At 46.4% G+C, this 16,910-nt stretch carries 18 protein-coding genes; 17 read left to right on the top strand and 1 reads right to left on the bottom strand.

Annotation, left to right across the window (positions count from 1 at the left end; translation table 11 throughout):
• The first annotated feature begins 21 nt into the window (after window positions 1-21).
• From P404_RS0113030 to P404_RS0113045, 4 genes are all read left to right on the top strand, one after another.
• On the top strand, window positions 22-1,551 hold the full coding sequence (locus tag P404_RS0113030; protein ID WP_026830993.1) for an alpha-amylase family glycosyl hydrolase: 1,530 nt from the start codon (window positions 22-24) through the stop codon (window positions 1,549-1,551).
• A gap of 34 nt (window positions 1,552-1,585) precedes the next feature.
• The gene (locus P404_RS0113035; protein WP_026830994.1) at window positions 1,586-2,614 is read left to right on the top strand and encodes a LacI family DNA-binding transcriptional regulator; all 1,029 of its coding nucleotides are present in this window, start codon (window positions 1,586-1,588) and stop codon (window positions 2,612-2,614) included.
• A gap of 231 nt (window positions 2,615-2,845) precedes the next feature.
• Entirely contained in the window at window positions 2,846-5,146 is a 2,301-nt protein-coding gene (locus P404_RS0113040; protein WP_026830995.1) for a glycoside hydrolase family 65 protein, read from the top strand.
• Between the two features lie 192 nt (window positions 5,147-5,338).
• Window positions 5,339-6,190, top strand: coding sequence for a YitT family protein (locus tag P404_RS0113045; RefSeq protein WP_026830996.1), 852 nt, complete (start codon window positions 5,339-5,341; stop codon window positions 6,188-6,190).
• A 97-nt stretch (window positions 6,191-6,287) separates the two neighbouring features.
• On the opposite strand, the gene P404_RS0113050 is transcribed toward P404_RS0113045, so the two are convergent.
• Complete coding sequence (locus P404_RS0113050; RefSeq protein ID WP_026830997.1) at window positions 6,288-7,097, bottom strand: Cof-type HAD-IIB family hydrolase; 810 nt, start codon at window positions 7,095-7,097, stop codon at window positions 6,288-6,290.
• Between the two features lie 194 nt (window positions 7,098-7,291).
• On the opposite strand from P404_RS0113050, the gene P404_RS0113055 reads away from it, so the two are divergent.
• The 13 genes from P404_RS0113055 (at window position 7,292) to P404_RS0113115 (ending at window position 16,748) form a co-directional block, all read left to right on the top strand.
• Complete coding sequence (locus P404_RS0113055) at window positions 7,292-7,486, top strand: YjzD family protein (protein ID WP_012369663.1); 195 nt, start codon at window positions 7,292-7,294, stop codon at window positions 7,484-7,486.
• Window positions 7,487-7,549: 63 nt separating this feature from the next.
• Window positions 7,550-8,683 carry a beta-aspartyl-peptidase gene (gene iadA, locus P404_RS0113060; protein ID WP_026830998.1) on the top strand — a complete coding sequence of 378 codons (1,134 nt, stop codon included), beginning with the start codon at window positions 7,550-7,552 and terminating at the stop codon, window positions 8,681-8,683.
• A 13-nt stretch (window positions 8,684-8,696) separates the two neighbouring features.
• Window positions 8,697-9,188 (top strand): thioredoxin family protein, encoded by a 492-nt coding sequence (locus P404_RS0113065; protein WP_014969747.1) that lies wholly within the window; start codon window positions 8,697-8,699, stop codon window positions 9,186-9,188.
• Window positions 9,181-9,960, top strand: coding sequence for a phosphatidylserine decarboxylase (locus P404_RS0113070; RefSeq protein WP_026830999.1), 780 nt, complete (start codon window positions 9,181-9,183; stop codon window positions 9,958-9,960). The genes P404_RS0113065 and P404_RS0113070 overlap by 8 nt, the downstream gene beginning before the upstream one ends.
• A 56-nt stretch (window positions 9,961-10,016) precedes the next feature.
• On the top strand, window positions 10,017-11,366 hold the full coding sequence (locus P404_RS0113075) for an ArsB/NhaD family transporter (protein WP_026831000.1): 1,350 nt from the start codon (window positions 10,017-10,019) through the stop codon (window positions 11,364-11,366).
• Window positions 11,367-11,629: 263 nt separating this feature from the next.
• Complete coding sequence (locus P404_RS0113080; RefSeq protein WP_014969749.1) at window positions 11,630-12,214, top strand: YqeG family HAD IIIA-type phosphatase; 585 nt, start codon at window positions 11,630-11,632, stop codon at window positions 12,212-12,214.
• A 141-nt stretch (window positions 12,215-12,355) separates the two neighbouring features.
• Window positions 12,356-13,462, top strand: coding sequence for a ribosome biogenesis GTPase YqeH (gene yqeH, locus P404_RS0113085; protein WP_014969750.1), 1,107 nt, complete (start codon window positions 12,356-12,358; stop codon window positions 13,460-13,462).
• The gene (gene aroE, locus P404_RS0113090; RefSeq protein WP_014969751.1) at window positions 13,462-14,250 is read left to right on the top strand and encodes a shikimate dehydrogenase; all 789 of its coding nucleotides are present in this window, start codon (window positions 13,462-13,464) and stop codon (window positions 14,248-14,250) included. The genes yqeH and aroE overlap by 1 nt, the downstream gene beginning before the upstream one ends.
• Window position 14,251: 1 nt before the next feature.
• The gene (yhbY, locus tag P404_RS0113095) at window positions 14,252-14,545 is read left to right on the top strand and encodes a ribosome assembly RNA-binding protein YhbY (RefSeq protein WP_026831001.1); all 294 of its coding nucleotides are present in this window, start codon (window positions 14,252-14,254) and stop codon (window positions 14,543-14,545) included.
• A complete protein-coding gene (gene nadD, locus P404_RS0113100; RefSeq protein ID WP_026831002.1) occupies window positions 14,542-15,111 on the top strand; it encodes a nicotinate-nucleotide adenylyltransferase in 570 nt (189 codons plus the stop codon). Before yhbY ends, nadD begins: the two co-directional genes overlap by 4 nt.
• Complete coding sequence (gene yqeK, locus P404_RS0113105) at window positions 15,101-15,676, top strand: bis(5'-nucleosyl)-tetraphosphatase (symmetrical) YqeK (protein ID WP_014969754.1); 576 nt, start codon at window positions 15,101-15,103, stop codon at window positions 15,674-15,676. Before nadD ends, yqeK begins: the two co-directional genes overlap by 11 nt.
• Window positions 15,673-16,020, top strand: coding sequence for a ribosome silencing factor (gene rsfS / locus P404_RS0113110; protein WP_014969755.1), 348 nt, complete (start codon window positions 15,673-15,675; stop codon window positions 16,018-16,020). Before yqeK ends, rsfS begins: the two co-directional genes overlap by 4 nt.
• Window positions 16,020-16,748 (top strand): class I SAM-dependent DNA methyltransferase, encoded by a 729-nt coding sequence (locus P404_RS0113115; protein ID WP_014969756.1) that lies wholly within the window; start codon window positions 16,020-16,022, stop codon window positions 16,746-16,748. The genes rsfS and P404_RS0113115 overlap by 1 nt, the downstream gene beginning before the upstream one ends.
• Window positions 16,749-16,910 lie beyond the last annotated feature (162 nt).

Here is a 16,910-nt window from a genome sequence, read left to right on the forward strand (position 1 = left end):
AATCAAGGGGGAATCAGCGGCATGAGACGAGGCGTGATGCTTCTCCTCTTGCCGCTTCTCTTGTCTATCGGAATATTTCCGCAGACGAGCGAAGCAGCAGGATGGGAAAAAGAACGGATGTATTTCATCATGGTCGACCGGTTTGAGAACGGTGACCCGAGTAACGATCTAGAAGCAAATTCCGATGATCCAAAAGCCTTTCAAGGTGGCGACTTAGCAGGGGTCACAAAACGTTTGGACTACATCAAGGAACAGGGGTTCACATCGATTTGGTTGACACCAATCTTTAAGAACCGACCGAACGGATACCACGGATACTGGACGGATGATTATTATGAAATCGATCCACATTTCGGGACAAAAGAAGAGTTCAAGACATTGGTCCAGGAAGCGCATAAGCGTGATCTTAAAGTAGTGCTTGATCTGGTCGTCAATCATTTAGGACCTAACCATCCACTTGTTGAGGAAAAACCAGATTGGTTCCATAAAGAACAAACCATCATAAACTGGAACAACCAAGCAGAAGTCGAAAACAATTGGTTATTTGACTTGCCAGACTTCAATACGGAAAATCAAGAGGTCGTCAACTATTTGATTGATGTCGCCAAGTATTGGGTCGATGAGACGGGAATTGATGGCTATCGTCTTGATACCGTCCGGCATGTTCCACCCGGTTTTTGGGAAAAGTTCATTCCGGCCGTCAAACAAGATCATCCGGATTTGTTCTTGCTCGGAGAAGTATTTGACGGGGATCCACGAAAGATTGCGACGTATTCAAAATTAGGATTTGATTCCGTCACGAACTTCCCGTTTTATTACGGCATCAAAGATCAATTCACTCGAAAAAATGGTTCGGCGGAAGAGTTGGATTCGGTTTATAATCGAGATACTACGTTTAACCCGAAAGCGATGTCTTTAGCGAACTTCATTGATAATCATGACTTAAAACGCTTTATCACAGAAGCGAAGATTGGTGGAGCCGAAGATGAGGAACGTCAACTGCGTCTCGCGTTGTTTGCCTTGTATGCAGCACCAGGAATGCCGATTGTCTATCAGGGGACAGAAGTGGCGATGCCTGGTGGAGACGATCCAGGAAATCGGATGATGATGGAGTTCGACAAAAACGATAAGATGCAAGAATATGTACAGACGTTAAACAAGATGCGTGATGACTATTCTGCCTTTGAAACAGGTAAACAGCGAATGGTCGCGAAAACCGATCATATGGCTGTGTTTGAACGAAAAACAAAAAATCAGACAGTCCTGTATGCGATTAACTTAGGGGAAAAGAAAACGACATTACGTGTAAAGGCATCAGAAGTGGGTGACGATCAACGATTACGGGGGTTACTGTTCTCGGATGTCGTTCGCCAAGATGGTGATGCGTATGAAGTGACGCTTGATGCGAACAGTGCCAATGGATATGTGATCGAGCGTTCGCAAGTGAATTGGGTCTCGCTTGTTGCAATTGGGTCAATCGCACCGATTCTTGCCTTAATCATTTTGTTCGTGCATCGAAGACGGATCAATCGGACGAAGGAAACACTCTAAAATACATTTGTAGGGAAATGATGAGGTGAAAGGGATGCAAGTAACAATCAAGGATGTCGCAAGAGAAGCAAATGTCGCGCCCTCTACTGTATCGCGTGTGATTGCAAACAGCCCGCGGATCAGCCAAAAAACGAAGGAACGTGTCCGTCAGGCGATGGAGGAGTTGGGATACTATCCAAACGTTCATGCCCGGAGTCTCGCGAATCGGACAACCCAGGCAATCGGTCTTGTCATGCCAAGTGCGGCGACGAAAACACTTCAAAATCCATTTTTCTCAGAAGTGATTCGGGGTATCAGTACGAAAGCACATCAAAACGGATACTCGCTATACATGACGACAGGTGTCTCGGAAGAAGAAGTATACGAAGGTGTCGTCTCGATGGTTCAGGGTCGTCGAGTCGATGGGGTCGTCGTCTTGTATTCACGGACGGATGATAAAGTCGTCCAGTTTTTACAGGACTCTAAATTTCCGTTCGTCGTCGTCGGTAAACCGTTTAGTGATTCTTCCCATGTGACGTATGTGGATACGGATAACTACCTCGCAGGGCGTGAAGTCACAAAATATTTACATCAACTCGGTCACGAATGTATCGCCTTTGTCGGTGGATCACAGGACTTAGCGGTCACACAGGAACGTGTTGGTGGATACAAAACGGCACTGATGGAAGAAGGCATCCCGATTCATGACTCGTATATCGTCAGTGCGCCGTTCATGACGACAGGCGGGGCCGATGCCGTCAAACGTTTGATGTCGCTTGAACATCCGCCGACTGCTGTCGTTGTCAGTGACGACATGATGGCACTTGGTGTCATGAGTACGCTCAATGAGATGGAAATCAGTGTCCCCGATCAGATGGCAGTCGTCAGTTTTAATAACTTATTCATCGCGGAGTTCTCTAGTCCCCCGTTGACATCAGTCGAAATCAACATCTTTGGTCTTGGATTTGAAGCGACGAATTGTCTGATCGAACAGATTAATGAAGAAGCGACACCTTACGGAAAACGGGTCATCGTGCCTCATTATCTGGTCGTTCGCCAATCATGTGGTGGAACCGCCAAGTAAGTCTTAAACACCATCAGTCCATCACGGACCGGTGGTGTTTTTTTTGAGGGAAATGCCGTGAAGAGGGCCGTCTTGTCCAAAATAGAAAGAGACGCAGAAAAAGAATTTTATTTTCGTGCAAACGATTGCATTAGTGGTTATTATGTGTAAAATAAAGAAGGTAGAGAATATTAAAACGCTTACAAAAAGGCTTGTGCGTCCATGTGATTAAGAATGAAGGAGCGACTTAAAATGAAACGATTATTTGATATTAACGAATGGAAGATTACAGAACAAGGATTCCATCCGGAAGATAACCGTCTAGCTGAATCGATGACATCGATTGGGAACGGACATATGGGAATGCGAGGGAACTTCGAGGAAGATTATTCGGGCGATACCCATCAAGGCATGTATGTCGCCGGTGTCTATTATCCGGACAAGACGCGTGTCGGCTGGTGGAAAAATGGCTATCCAGAATACTTTGCAAAAGTATTGAATGCCGTCAACATCATGGGTATCCGTGTTTCGATCAACGGAAAAAACGTTGACTTGAACGAATGGGATGTCGTTGATTTTAAACGCGAACTCGATATGCAACATGGTGTCCTCACGCGGACGATGTTGATCAAAAATGGAACCGAAGAAACGAAAATCGAAGCAAAACGTTTTTTCTCGATCGTCGATAAAGAGCTTGCCGGACTCCGGTATACCGTCACTCCTGTTAACTTTGACGCAGAAATCGTCATCGAATCCTACCTTGATGCGGATGTCGAAAATGAAGATTCGAACTACGATGAAAAGTTCTGGCTCCCCGTCGAACATGGAGCAGAGGAACGGTTTGCCTATGTCACGTCTAAAACGAAAAAACTGGATTGGCATGTGACGGCAGCAATGATTACAGATGTCGAAGGAGCAAGATGTGAAGTGCTTGAAGGCACATTGCAGTACGTTTCGAATCGCTTCACGAAGCAGGTACCCGCGGGAGAATCCGTTACAGCTGAAAAGTTGGTTGCACTCGTGACGAATCGTGATTATGAAATCGAGGACTTGCTTGCTCAGGCGATGAAACGGGTCAATGATGCGTTCGAAGCTGGATTTGATCATGTTCTGGCTGACCATGAAGCAGCCTGGTTAAAACATTGGGAAGAGGCAGACGTAAAAATCGAAGGCGATATCGAAGCCCAACAAGGTATTCGATTCAATATCTTCCATATGTTCCAGACGTACACAGGAGAAGACTCCCGTCTAAACATTGGACCAAAAGGGTTTACGGGAGAAAAGTATGGCGGTGCGACATACTGGGATACAGAAGCCTACTGTCTCAACTTCTACCTCGCGACGTCGAAGCCGGATGTCGCTTGGAACTTACTCAAATACCGTCATAACCAATTGCCGCAAGCAAAAGAAAACGCGGATAAGAATGTTGGAATGAAAGGTGCCTTGTATCCGATGGTGACGATGAACGGAGAAGAATGTCACAACGAGTGGGAAATCACGCACGAAGAGATTCACCGCAACGGGGCGATTGCTCACGCTATCTACAACTATACGAACTATACAGGTGATACGTCATACCTTGGACAATATGGATTTGAAGTGCTCGTTGAGATTGCGCGTTACTGGGCGAGTCGTGTCAACTATGTGCCACATAAAGACGTCTATATGATCTTGGGTGTAACAGGACCAAACGAATACGAAAACAATGTCAACAACAACTGGTACACGAACCTGATGGCAGCCTGGTGTCTTGAGTATGCCCAAACGGTTCACCGTCATTTAGAACAAGAAGAACCGACACGGTTGGAAGAATTGATGCATCAGCTCGCGTTGACGGATGAAGAATTGGCGCACTGGGCAGATATCGATCAAAAGATGTATTATCCAAAAGATGACTCTGTGCCGGACGTCTTCATGCAACAGGATGGTTTCATGGATAAGGAACAAATCATGGTCGCAGATCTTGATCCGAAACACTTACCATTAAACCAAAACTGGTCGTGGGACCGTGTCTTACGTTCCGTCTTCATCAAACAAGCGGACGTCTTACAAGGGTTATACTTCCTGACGGATCGTTTCTCTATTGAAGAGAAAAAGAAAAACTTTGATTTTTACGAGCCGCGGACGGTCCACGAATCGTCGCTCTCGCCGTGTATCTATTCAATCATCGCGGCAGAAGTCGGGTATGAAGAAAAAGCAATGGAATTATATCAACGTTCGGCGCGTCTCGATCTTGATAACTACAACAACGATACAGAAGACGGTCTACACATTACGTCGATGGTCGGATCTTGGATGTCAATCGTCCACGGATTCGCGGGACTTCGTGTTCAAGACGGTGCCTTGTCCTTTAAGCCGATGTTGCCAAAAGGCTGGACAAGTTATTCGTTCCGGATGCAATGGCGCGGTCATCACATCCTCGTGCACGTCAAACAAAACGAAGTATCTATCGAGCAGAATATCGGCGAGGCATTTACGTTGCAGCTACATGGTGACAGCGTAGAAGTTCCGGCAGAAGGTACGGTTACGATTCCAGCATCGATGACAGTATGACAAAAATTCCGACATGGTCAGCATGTCGGAATTTTTTTAGTTTTTCCTAAACGTTAAGTTGTGTTCAACTTCCGAAAATGAGAGCGGTACCAAAAAAAGAAATACAATTCTTTCGTCTTCTTGACTATCCGGACTCATTTGTTATGTGCTAAAGTGTTCCAAGATAGTTTACGAATGAGAGGAGAACAAGGTGTGACAGCGGTTGTAAAGGAAAGTATCTTAAAGGTAATTGTCGCCTCGATTGGCGGGTTCGTCATTGCTTTAGCAATGAACTGGTTCCTGATTCCAAGCGGAGTTTATTCAACAGGATTTACAGGACTCGCCCAGATTTTAACGCAGACCTTACAGGGGACGGCATTCGCTTTTGGTGAAAACGTCTGGTTCTTAGTCCTGAATCTGCCGTTGATTGTTTTAGCATGGATCATGTTAGGACGTAGTTTTACCATCGTTACCTTGATTTCAGTTTTGGCGACGACGATTTTTATTGGACTGATTCCACAGTATGCTGTCATTCCGGGTGATCAGACACTAAATGCTGTATTTGGCGGTGTGTTGCTTGCGATTGGAACAGGAATCACGATTAAATTCGGGGCCTCGACGGGTGGATTTGATATCGTTGCTTTGATTTTTGCTCGTTTTTCCGATCGAAGCGTCGGGCTGTATCTGTTTGTCCTCAATTTCTTGATCGCGATACTCGCAGGTGCGTTGTTTGGTTGGTCGACAGCGCTCTATACGATTGTCTTCATCTATGTGACATCAAAAGTCGTCGATGAGATCCATACGAGTAACCAACGCCTGACGATTTTCATCATTACCAATCATGCCGATGACATCACGACGGCACTCCATCAACATATCATTCGTGGAATCACACAGATGCCATCGATCGGGACCTATTCAAGAGCGGAGAAGTCGACGCTGATGATGGTCATCGAACGACATGAATTACGGGATGTCGAACGGATTTGTCGTGACGCGGACGAGACGGTTTTCATCAATGTCGTCGCAACAGATTCAGTCGTTGGCTATTTCCGAAAAGGGTAAGGGTATAGCGTATGAATCAACGGTCCTTGAAGGACACGAATAAGCCGTCTTCCTTGTCGTATAGACAGAGAAGACGGCTTATGTTGTTTAGGATGGCTTAAATCAGTCCGAGCACATGCTTCAGATAGTAGGTAATCCCGTCTTCTTGATTGGTTTTTGTTGTCCCGTTGGCGATTAGCTTGAGCGGACCAATCGCATTGCCCATCGCGACACCATGACCCACGTAATCGAGCATTTCCAAATCATTTTCTTCGTCACCAAAGGCGACGATCTGTTTTTGATCAATGCCGAGATATCTTGAAATCTGTTGGAGACCAATTGCTTTACTCGTTCCTTTGCGCATCACTTCGACCATATATTCAGGTTTAATCCACTGCCTGTTCAAGACCGTTTCGGCATGGATGCTCGACAACTCAGAACGGATGTCTTGGACGTGTTCACCTTTCGCATGAATCAGTAACGATGTCGGTTCGTGTTGTAAGACCTTTCGGAGGTCACCTGTCGTCACGGATAAAGCATGGTCCGTATAAAATTCATAAATACCGACCGGATCACGTTGGAAATAAACATGATCGGTCACTTCACAGACGATATTCTGCGTTTTCGTCTCGGATACCGATTCTAAAATATGCTGAACCGTCTTCAGTGGAATCGGATGGTGACTGACTTCAAAGTGTTGATCGTGTGGATGATGAACAAGCCCACCATTGAAATTGACGATCGGTGTCGTCAGACCGAGTTCGTCGTAATAGCGTTTGGCATGTCGAAAAGGACGTCCGGTTGCGATGACGACTTCATGACCGTTTTCCCGAGCGGTCCGTAAAGCCTTTAAGTTCGTTTGACTGATTGTCTTGTCGTCACGTAGTAAAGTACCGTCTAGATCGACGGCGATAAGATGACGTTGCATAAAATAACCCACTCCACTCTTGATTCATTATGTTTACTGTAGCATATCCCTCTAAAAAACATCTGGAATTGCCTGCTTTCCAGAATCAAGAAAGCGTTTAAAAAAAACAGAGAAAAGCTGTCTGTCGTACTAAAAAATGATATACTACAAAACGTAGGACATTAAAAAGTAAGCTAAGAAATGGAGGGGGAAGAATGCGTTTTCTCGTTACATTCTTCTGGTCGTTCTTACTCGTGAACACAGCCGTGTTCATCGTATCAGCGGTCGATGCAGTCACGTACAACTTCGGATTTGCGACAGCTATGTCAGTCGTGACTTCACTTGTCGTCTTCGCACTTGATGCAGTCAATGAAGATCTTGGTCTTGGTCAAGGGACAAAGGCAGAATAAGTTAAAAGCGAGATATCGTCATTCGGACGATAGGCTCGCTTTTTATGGTTTAGGAGGCAAGCGATGATAATTCTTAAAAATGTAAGTGTAGCAGGTGAATCCACCGATGTATGGATTGGGGCAGGTAAGGTTCTGGCAATCGGATCCTATGCCATCGATGAACGGTTGATTACAGAGACCATCGATGGGACAGGGAAACAGCTTATTCCCGGTTTGATTGACGGACATGTCCATCCGATTGGTGGAGGTGGAGAAGGGGGATTTGCGACGCGGACCGCTCCTCTTGTGGCAACAGACTTCTTAGCCGGTGGCGTCACGACCGTCGTTGGTCTGCTTGGGACGGACGGCTGGACCCGGACAGGGATGGACTTACTTGCACACGTTCGTGGGTATACAAGTCAGGGCATCCGTCCTTTTTTATTGTCCGGTAGTTATGCCGTGCCCCCTGTATCAATTACGAATTCAATTGCCGAAGACATTCTTTTAATCAACGAAGTCATCGGCATCGGTGAGATTGCGATCAATGACCATCGTTCGACGCAACCGACTGTCGAAGAGTTAGCGCGTCTCGCTTCACAAGCCCGGATTGCCGGTCTTCTAAAAGGAGTCAACGGAACGATGAATGTCCATATCGGTGACGGCAAACAAGCACTTCGTTTACTGGAAAAAGTGGTCGAAACAACAGACATTCCCATCACACAATTTTTGCCGACGCACATCAATCGAAGCGAACGGATTTTCGAAGCCAGTTTAAGGTGGGCCAAACAAGGTGGGCGAATCGATTTCACGACGTGTACGACGGAGGCCTTCATTCAAGAAGGGGAATTACCGGCAGGACTTGCATTAAAACGTACGCTCGATGCGGGTATTCCGCTCGATCAGATTACGATGTCGAGTGATGCCGGAGCCAGTCTGCCTGCGTTTGATGAGAACGGAAAACTGTTGCGTTTAGAGACAGGAAAACCAAACTCGATTCTTGAAGCAGTCCGTGATGCCGTCCGGCACGGTGTTCGACTGGAGGATGCAATCCAGACGGTCACGTTGAACGTCGCACGGGCATATGGGATTTCTGGTGGAGAAATCAAAATAGGAGAACGCGCTGATCTGTTACTGATTGATGACGCTTTGCAAATCGATACGATTCTTGCGAATGGGCGTGCTATAATGATTCAGAAAAAATGGCTTTTGCCAAGATGACGGAGGGATCGATGTGTCAAAGAAGTCTAACCGTGTCAAACCAACAAAAAAACCGCAATCAAAAGCCAATTGGATTACAGCTGGTGTCATTGCGCTAATCGTCTTACTCGGAGCGGGCCTGTTACTGTTCATGGACCGAGAAGATTCGGCTTCTAAAAACGGAAACTTAACTGCAAGTCAAGTGTCCGATAAACTGCAATCCGGAGATGAGTTCTACACATACTTTTATCAAACGGGATGCGTCCATTGTGAAAAAGTAAAACCGTACTTAGTTCCGCTCGGCGAGAAGCAGGATATTCCGTTCGAACAAATCGATCTTGCAGTTGAGCAGTCGGCTTGGGATACGTTTGCCATCGAAGGGACACCGACCGTCGTTCATTTTAAGGATGGAAAAGAAGTCAGCCGTGTGTCAGGTGAGCAGACAGAAGAAGCGTATAAAGAATTTTTTGCCGGTAAAGACGTTAAAAATTCAGAAGAAGAATCGTCAGGTGATTTAAATGATTAAAAAATGGTTTTTTACTCAACTGTTTGAGTTGAACGGACATCCAGTAGTTGCGAAACAATTACGGCGATTTGCAATGAGTCCAGCGAGTCGACCATTGATCCAACCGTTCGTAAAGATGTATGACCTGCAGATGCAAGAAGCAGACCAACCGCTTGATTCATATAAAACCTTACACGACTTGTTTGTCCGACACTTAAAAGAAGATGTCCGTCCGATTGACGCGTCTCCGAACGCCTTCGTCAGTCCGTGTGACGGTATGTTATCCGTCGTCGATGATTTGACGGAAGACAGTCGGTTTGTGGTAAAGGGTCAAACCTATTCGGTGTCAGAGTTACTCGGTTCGCACCACGAAGCTCAGAATTATGTTGGCGGACGCGTCATGATCTTTTATCTCAGTCCACAAAACTATCACCGGGTCCATGTACCGATCGATGGCATGGTTCGGACAAGCTATACGCTAGGACGCGATTCAGCGCCTGTCAATGAGCTGGGACTCGAGTATGGGAAACGTCCGTTGACACGAAACTACCGACGTGTGACCCGAATTACCCAAGGAAAACACGCACTCGAACACGTCATGGTCGGAGCATTGAACGTCAACACGATCGTTCAGACGAACCCACGTCGTGAAGTCAAACGTGGCGATGAGTTTGGTTATTTTTCGTTTGGTTCGACGGTCGTCTTGATCTGTCCGAAAGATGCTGTCACGCTAGCGGGCGACATCACGGGCTCCGTCCTCATGGGGCAACAAATCGGTCACTGGAATTCATGAACACGAGACGCTCTCTCTACAAGGGAGCGTCTCGTCATGCTTAGGAGGAATCTGTCATGCAGATTTTGATGTTTACAGAAATGACGAACTCATCGCTTCAAGTATATGGAGCCTTATTTATTTTTTTAGTGACGTATGCCTTTATCATCAGTGAAAAGGTGAGTCGAGCGATCGTCGCGCTGCTTGGTGCACTAGCAATGGTGATGTTCGGAATCGTGGAGCTCGAATCCGCTTTATTCGAATACGTCGAATGGGGAACGATCGTCTTACTAATTGGGATGATGATTCTTGTTACGATCGCCAATCAATCAGGGTTATTTGAATACATTGCGATCCGAGCAGCGAAACGGACAAAAGGAGACCCCATTAAAATTTTAATTATGTTGTCGGTATTGACGGCGTTTGGGTCGGCATTTTTAGATAATGTCACGACCGTCCTCTTAATTGTTCCGATTACGTTTTCGATTACAAAAGTCTTGAAAATCAAGCCCTTTCCGTTCCTTCTAGCAGAAGTTTTGTTCGCGAACATCGGCGGAACGGCGACGCTGATTGGAGATCCTCCGAATATCATGATTGGGGCAGCGAATCCTCATCTGACGTTCAACGCCTTTTTATGGAATCTAGCCCCATTGATCGTTGTACTTACGGTCGTGACGATCGGTATTTTATATCTGATTTTCCGGAAACAGTTGCATGTCGAACCGGAAAATCAACAAAAATTGATGGAAATTGATGAAAACAGCTATATCATCAGTCGTAAACTGGTTTTACGCAGCAGTATCGTTTTGTTGAGCACGATCGCGTTGTTCGTCCTGCACCCAGTCCTTGGTCGTATCGGGATTCATCTCGAAGCCCCCGCGATTGCGATGCTTGGAGCGACCGTGTTGATGTTACTGACGATTGAAAACAATCATCAGTTAGAAGAAGTGTTCGCTCGGATCGAATGGACGACGATCTTTTTCTTTGCCGGTCTGTTCATTTTAGTCGGAGGGATTCAAGAAGCTGGAATCATTCGCTTCTTGGCCGAAAAAACAATCACGTTAACAGGTGGAGATATCAATACGACCGCGACTGCCGTCCTGTGGTTATCTGGGATCGCAAGTGCGACGATTGATAATATCCCGTTTGTCGCGACGATGATTCCACTCATCAACGATGTCGCAACTGGAATCGGTCTATCGCCGGACAGTCAACAAGTCGAGGTGTTATGGTGGTCGCTATCGCTTGGGGCCTGCTTGGGTGGGAACGGGACACTGATCGGTGCATCTGCCAATGTCATCGTGGCAGGGTTGGCCACGCGACAAGGTGAGAAATTCACGTATGGACGGTTCTTATTGTATGGAGCGCCGATCACACTCGTGACACTGATTTTATCGCAACTGTATTTGTGGATTCGTTATTATTAACAGTCGATGATACAGGCGGCGGACTCAAAAGTCATTTTTACAGAGAACAGTGTGGTGGATTAAAATCTGCCACACTGTTCTTGTCTAGGAAAAAATCACTTGGTTCACGCGACTCGTGCAGGGAAAGGGGATTACCTTTGGGTTAACCCCTTTTCGTTTGGTCGTCGCTCTATCAAATTGATTGTGCTATAATCGAACGATAAGAACATAACTGTTTCTTAAACTTAACTATAGAGCTAGACCATCATCTGGAGGTTTTATTCGTGTTTAAACGACTTTATCCAAAACATTTTGTAGCGTCGATTTATGATATTGACTTAGAAATGTTAAAACGAAACGGTGTCAAAGCAATTTTAACGGATCTCGATAATACACTTGTCGCTTGGAATATTGCCGATGCTCCAGACGAATTGGTGTCATGGCTCGATATGGTGAATAACCAATATGGATTTGACGTCATCATCGTCTCGAATAACAACGGCGATCGAGTCAAGAAGTTTGCGGATCCACTTGGCCTACATTATATTGCACCGGCACGTAAACCATTACCGATCGGTTTCAAACGGGCGCTGACGGAATTCGGTTATCACGCGAAGGAAGTTGTCTTCCTTGGGGATCAACTGTTTACGGATGTGTTAGGCGCAAATTCAGTAGGTATCGAAGTGATCCATGTTCAACCCGTCGTCAAGACAGACGGTGTCGTCACAAAATTTAATCGCCTGATGGAACGCGTGATTTTTCGACGGATGAAACGTAAAGGGATCTATAAATTGACGCAACGTGTCAAAGAGGATCCAGCAGTGTTAAAACATCCAATTGAAGCGATTCGTCAAGATAAGCAACAATGACCCTGTCATACCGGTAGATGAAAGGATAGGCAGCAGTCGCAGCATGTACGGCAAAAGGTCGGAAGTTACGCTCTTGGAGTGGCGAGCAGGGCGCTACGTTGAATAGAGAAGGGAAAGTTCCCGATGCGGCTCAACACACACATGGAAGAAATCAATTGCGCAGGCTGTGGTGTCGCGATCCAAACAGAGGATCCGAAAGCACCTGGTTATGCGCCTAAATCTGCACTTGACCGTGAAATGGTCATCTGCCAACGTTGTTTTAAACTCAAGCACTACAACCAAATTCAAGACGTCGCATTAACGGACGATGATTTTGTCAAAATTTTAGATGGAATCGGTCAAAAAGATGCACTTGTCGTCAAAATCGTTGATATTTTTGATTTCAACGGAAGTTGGTTACCAGGCTTACATCGTTTTGTCGGAAAAAATGATGTATTATTGGTCGGAAACAAAGCCGATCTCTTACCGAAGTCACTTAATCCGAATCGTCTGATGAACTGGATGCGCCAAACATCGAAAGAACTTGGATTACGCCCAGTGGATGTCCATCTGATCAGTGCGAAAAAAGGACACGGTGTGGACGAACTGGCAGAAAAAATCGATTATTACCGTAAAGGACGCGACGTCTATGTCGTCGGCTGTACGAACGTCGGTAAATCGACTTTAATCAATCAAGTCATCAAACGATTCGGGGAAGAAGAAGAGGCGGTCATCACGGTCAGTCACTTCCCGGGAACGACGCTGGATCTGATTGACATCCCACTCGATGATAACTGTAACCTCTACGACACGCCAGGAATCATCAACCATCATCAGATGGCGCATTATGTGGATGGAAGAGACTTGAAATTGATTACGCCTAAAAAAGAAATCAAGCCGCAAGTGTTCCAAATCCATCCGCAACAAACGTTGTTCTTCGGTGGTCTGGCTCGTCTCGACTACATGGAAGGAAACAAACGGTCATTCGTCATCTACATGTCGAACGACTTGAAGGTCCATCGGACGAAGCTCGATAAAGCGGACGATCTGTATGCGAATCATAACGGAGAACTGTTGTCCCCTCCGAATGAAAAAACGCTTGAGATGCTTCCTCCGCTCGTTCGACACGAGTTCAGTCTCCGCGACAACATGAAGACGGATATCGTCTTCAGTGGACTTGGCTGGGTTGCTGTTCATGGAAAAGGCGGACGAGTTGCTGCTTACGCACCAAAAGGTGTTGCCGTCTCTCTACGTGAGGCGCTCGTCTGATGCATTTTGCTGTCATCGGTCATCCGATTGCCCATTCACTTTCGCCCATGTTGCATGAAACATGGCTGAAGGCGGCTGGGCTTTTCGGCTGTTATACCATGGTGGATGTCGAAGCAGACGCATTAGAGTCACTTGTCATGCGACTACGAAATCGGCAGTTGGATGGAATCAATGTCACGATTCCATATAAAACGGCGATCATTCCCTTTCTCGATCGCTTAGAGCCTGCTGCTGCGCGTGCAGGAGCGGTCAATACGGTCTATTGGGATGGGGATGAACTGGTTGGGGCCAATACAGATGGCATCGGATTTGCGCGTGCCTTAGCAACACAGGGAACGACGACAACGAATCTATTGGTGATTGGTGCCGGTGGAGCAGCCCGTGGAATCATTCCGGCATTATCCGGGCGTGTGACCGTCATGAATCGAACGGATGCGACGGCGCAACAGGTCGCGACTGAATTCGGATGTAACAGTATCCCGTGGTCGACGGTCGTGGATTTAACACCGTACGATGTCGTCATCAATACGACATCGGTCGGAATGGCGCCTCATCTTGAAGTGATGCCGATCGAGTTGACAGAGACGACGGCCTTGATTTGTGATATTATTTATCGACCGACTCCGACCCGTCTCTTGCGTGAAGCAACCGCAAGCGGACTTGCTACATTAGATGGTGTCTTGATGTTCGTACTACAAGCAGCTGAAGCGTTTGAACGTTTCACTGGTCAAAAACCTGATCTCGCACTTGGCGAACAGGTGATTAGAAAGCAATTGGAGGAATCATAAGATGTTAACAGGTAAACAAAAACGGTATTTACGGGCAACTGCCCACGATTTAAGCCCGATTTTCCAAGTTGGAAAAAATGGAGTCGGTGAAGCGATGTGTGCTGATTTGATGGACGCACTCGAAAAACGTGAATTATTGAAAGTACAAGTCTTGCAAAACTGTGCGGAAGCACCAAAAGATGTCGCGTCGGAACTCGTTGACGGAACAAATGCAGATTTGGTACAAGTCATCGGTAAGGTCATTGTTCTCTATAAAGAGTCGAAAGAGAATAAGACACTTCAATTACCACGATGAAGATTGGTCTGATGGGCGGGACATTTGACCCGCCGCATATCGGACACCTGTTGATCGCAGAACAAGCGAAGGAACAACTTGGACTCGATGAGGTCTGGTTTTTGCCGGCAAAACTTCCGCCGCATAAACAATCGACAATCACGAGTGCAACGAAACGACTTCAGCTCGTTCAAGCCGCGATTCAGTCCAATGAGGCCTTTTTTGTATCGGATATTGAATTTGAACGTGAAGCGAAGTCGTATACGTTGGATACGATTCGTGAACTAAAGAGTCGGTATCCGGAACAGGATTTCTTTTTTTTGTTAGGCGCCGATTCGTTAGTCAATCTGGATACTTGGTACCGGGCGGAAGAATTGTATGAAGAAATTCGCTTTGGGGCTGTTGCCCGTCCAGGAAATCAGTATTTGATACCGGAGGGTGCCCGGGTCACAGCCGTCGATATGCCGTTGCTTGAAGTATCTTCGACCGATATCCGGCAACGGGTCGCAAGAGGACGCAGCATTCGTTATCTTGTACCGGAACCGGTCCGACAATTAATCGAGGAGTGGAAACTCTATGCGACTTGAAGAAGCCAAACAAATCATTGAACAGACCTTACCGGAAAAACGGTACATTCATACGTTAGGGGTCGTCGAGACGGCGATTCAACTGGCGCAACAGAATGGAGTTTCAAAAGAGCAAGCCGCATTAGCCGCAATGCTACATGACTACGCCAAGTATCGGAATGTATCCTATATGCGTACGATAGCAGTCGAGTTAGGTTTGGATGATTTATTGATGTATGACGATGAATTACTGCATGCACCGATTGGGGCAGAACTCGTCAAGCGTGAGCTTGGGATCGAGGATGCATCCATCTATCAGGCGATTGCGAATCATACGACGGGTGCGCCTAATATGCCGTTACTCGATCAAGTGATTTTCGTTGCGGATGCCATTGAACCGAACCGGAATTATCCGGGTGTCGAACAACTCCGGCAGATTGCACAAAAAGATTTGACGCAAGCGGTCATTGCGACACTTGTGCAGACGATTGAATTTTTATGTAAAAAACAAACAGTGATTTTTCCGTTGACGATTGAGACGTACAATGCGTTCGTCGCGGAAAAACGAAAGGGGACCGTCCTATGACAGTCGAACAAGAATTAAAATTAATCGTAAATGCTATTGATGATAAACGTGCCGAGGACATCGTCGTACTCGACATGTCGAAAATTTCACCGATTGCGGATTACTTCGTCATCTGTGAAGGGAACTCCGAAAAACAAGTTCAAGCGATTGCACGTGAAGTAAAAGAAGTTGCTCACAAAAACGAATTGCCGATCAAACGACTCGAAGGAATGGATGCGGCACGTTGGGTCCTCGCTGACCTTGAAAACGTCGTCGTCCATGTGTTCCACCGCGATGACCGTGACTATTACAACCTCGAGAAATTATGGGCAGATGCTCCTAAAGTAGAAGTCGAGATCGACTAATGGCGTACGAACAGTTTGCGTATGTCTATGACGAACTGATGCAAGATGTTCCGTACCCCGAGTGGGTGGCGTGGGTCCTCAAACATGTGGAGCCAGGGAAAACAGTTGCTGATATTGGTTGTGGTACGGGAACAGCGACGTTGTTACTCGCCGATCATTACGATGTCACAGGCGTCGATTTGTCAGAGGAAATGCTTGAAATCGCTCAAGAAAAGGCGATGGAAACAGGACGACATATTGACTTTTGGGTACAGGACATGCGGGAACTCGAACTGCCGGCACCGGTCGATGCGATTACGATTTTGTGCGACTCGTTGAATTATCTGCAAACAGAAGCAGATGTCAAACAGACGTTTGAGAGTATGGCACGTTTGCTACAGGACGGTGGATTATTGTTATTTGATGTCCATTCGCCACATAAGATGGAGACCCTTTTCAACGGGAAAACATATGCGACCCATGCCGAACAAAGTTCGTATATTTGGTTTGCCGATCCCGGTGAGTCTCCGTTGTCCGTCGTCCATGAACTGACGTTTTTCATTGAAGGGGAAGATGGACGATATGACCGTGTCGACGAAACGCATCACCAACGGACGTATCGACCTGAGCAGTATATCACCTGGTTACGCGAGGCGGGTTTCCGTGTGCGTGCGGTGACGGGCGACTTTACGTCCGATGCTCCGACCGAGACAGCTGAGCGCATTTTTTTCGTCGCTGAAAAACTATAAGAGTTGCCAAGACCATCAACCAAGTCCAGGTTGATGGTTTTTTTTGCGTTAATCGCGAATAGCCGCAAATAATCGCCCATAAGGAAGGACGGACGGCGATTAGTGTTCAAGAGACGGAGGAGAAAAAGAAGTTAACGAAAAACGATGGTCGCGGAAAAATTG

Origin of the sequence: Exiguobacterium antarcticum DSM 14480 (assembly GCF_000685865.1) — a bacterium.
GTDB lineage: Bacteria > Bacillota > Bacilli > Exiguobacteriales > Exiguobacteriaceae > Exiguobacterium_A > Exiguobacterium_A antarcticum.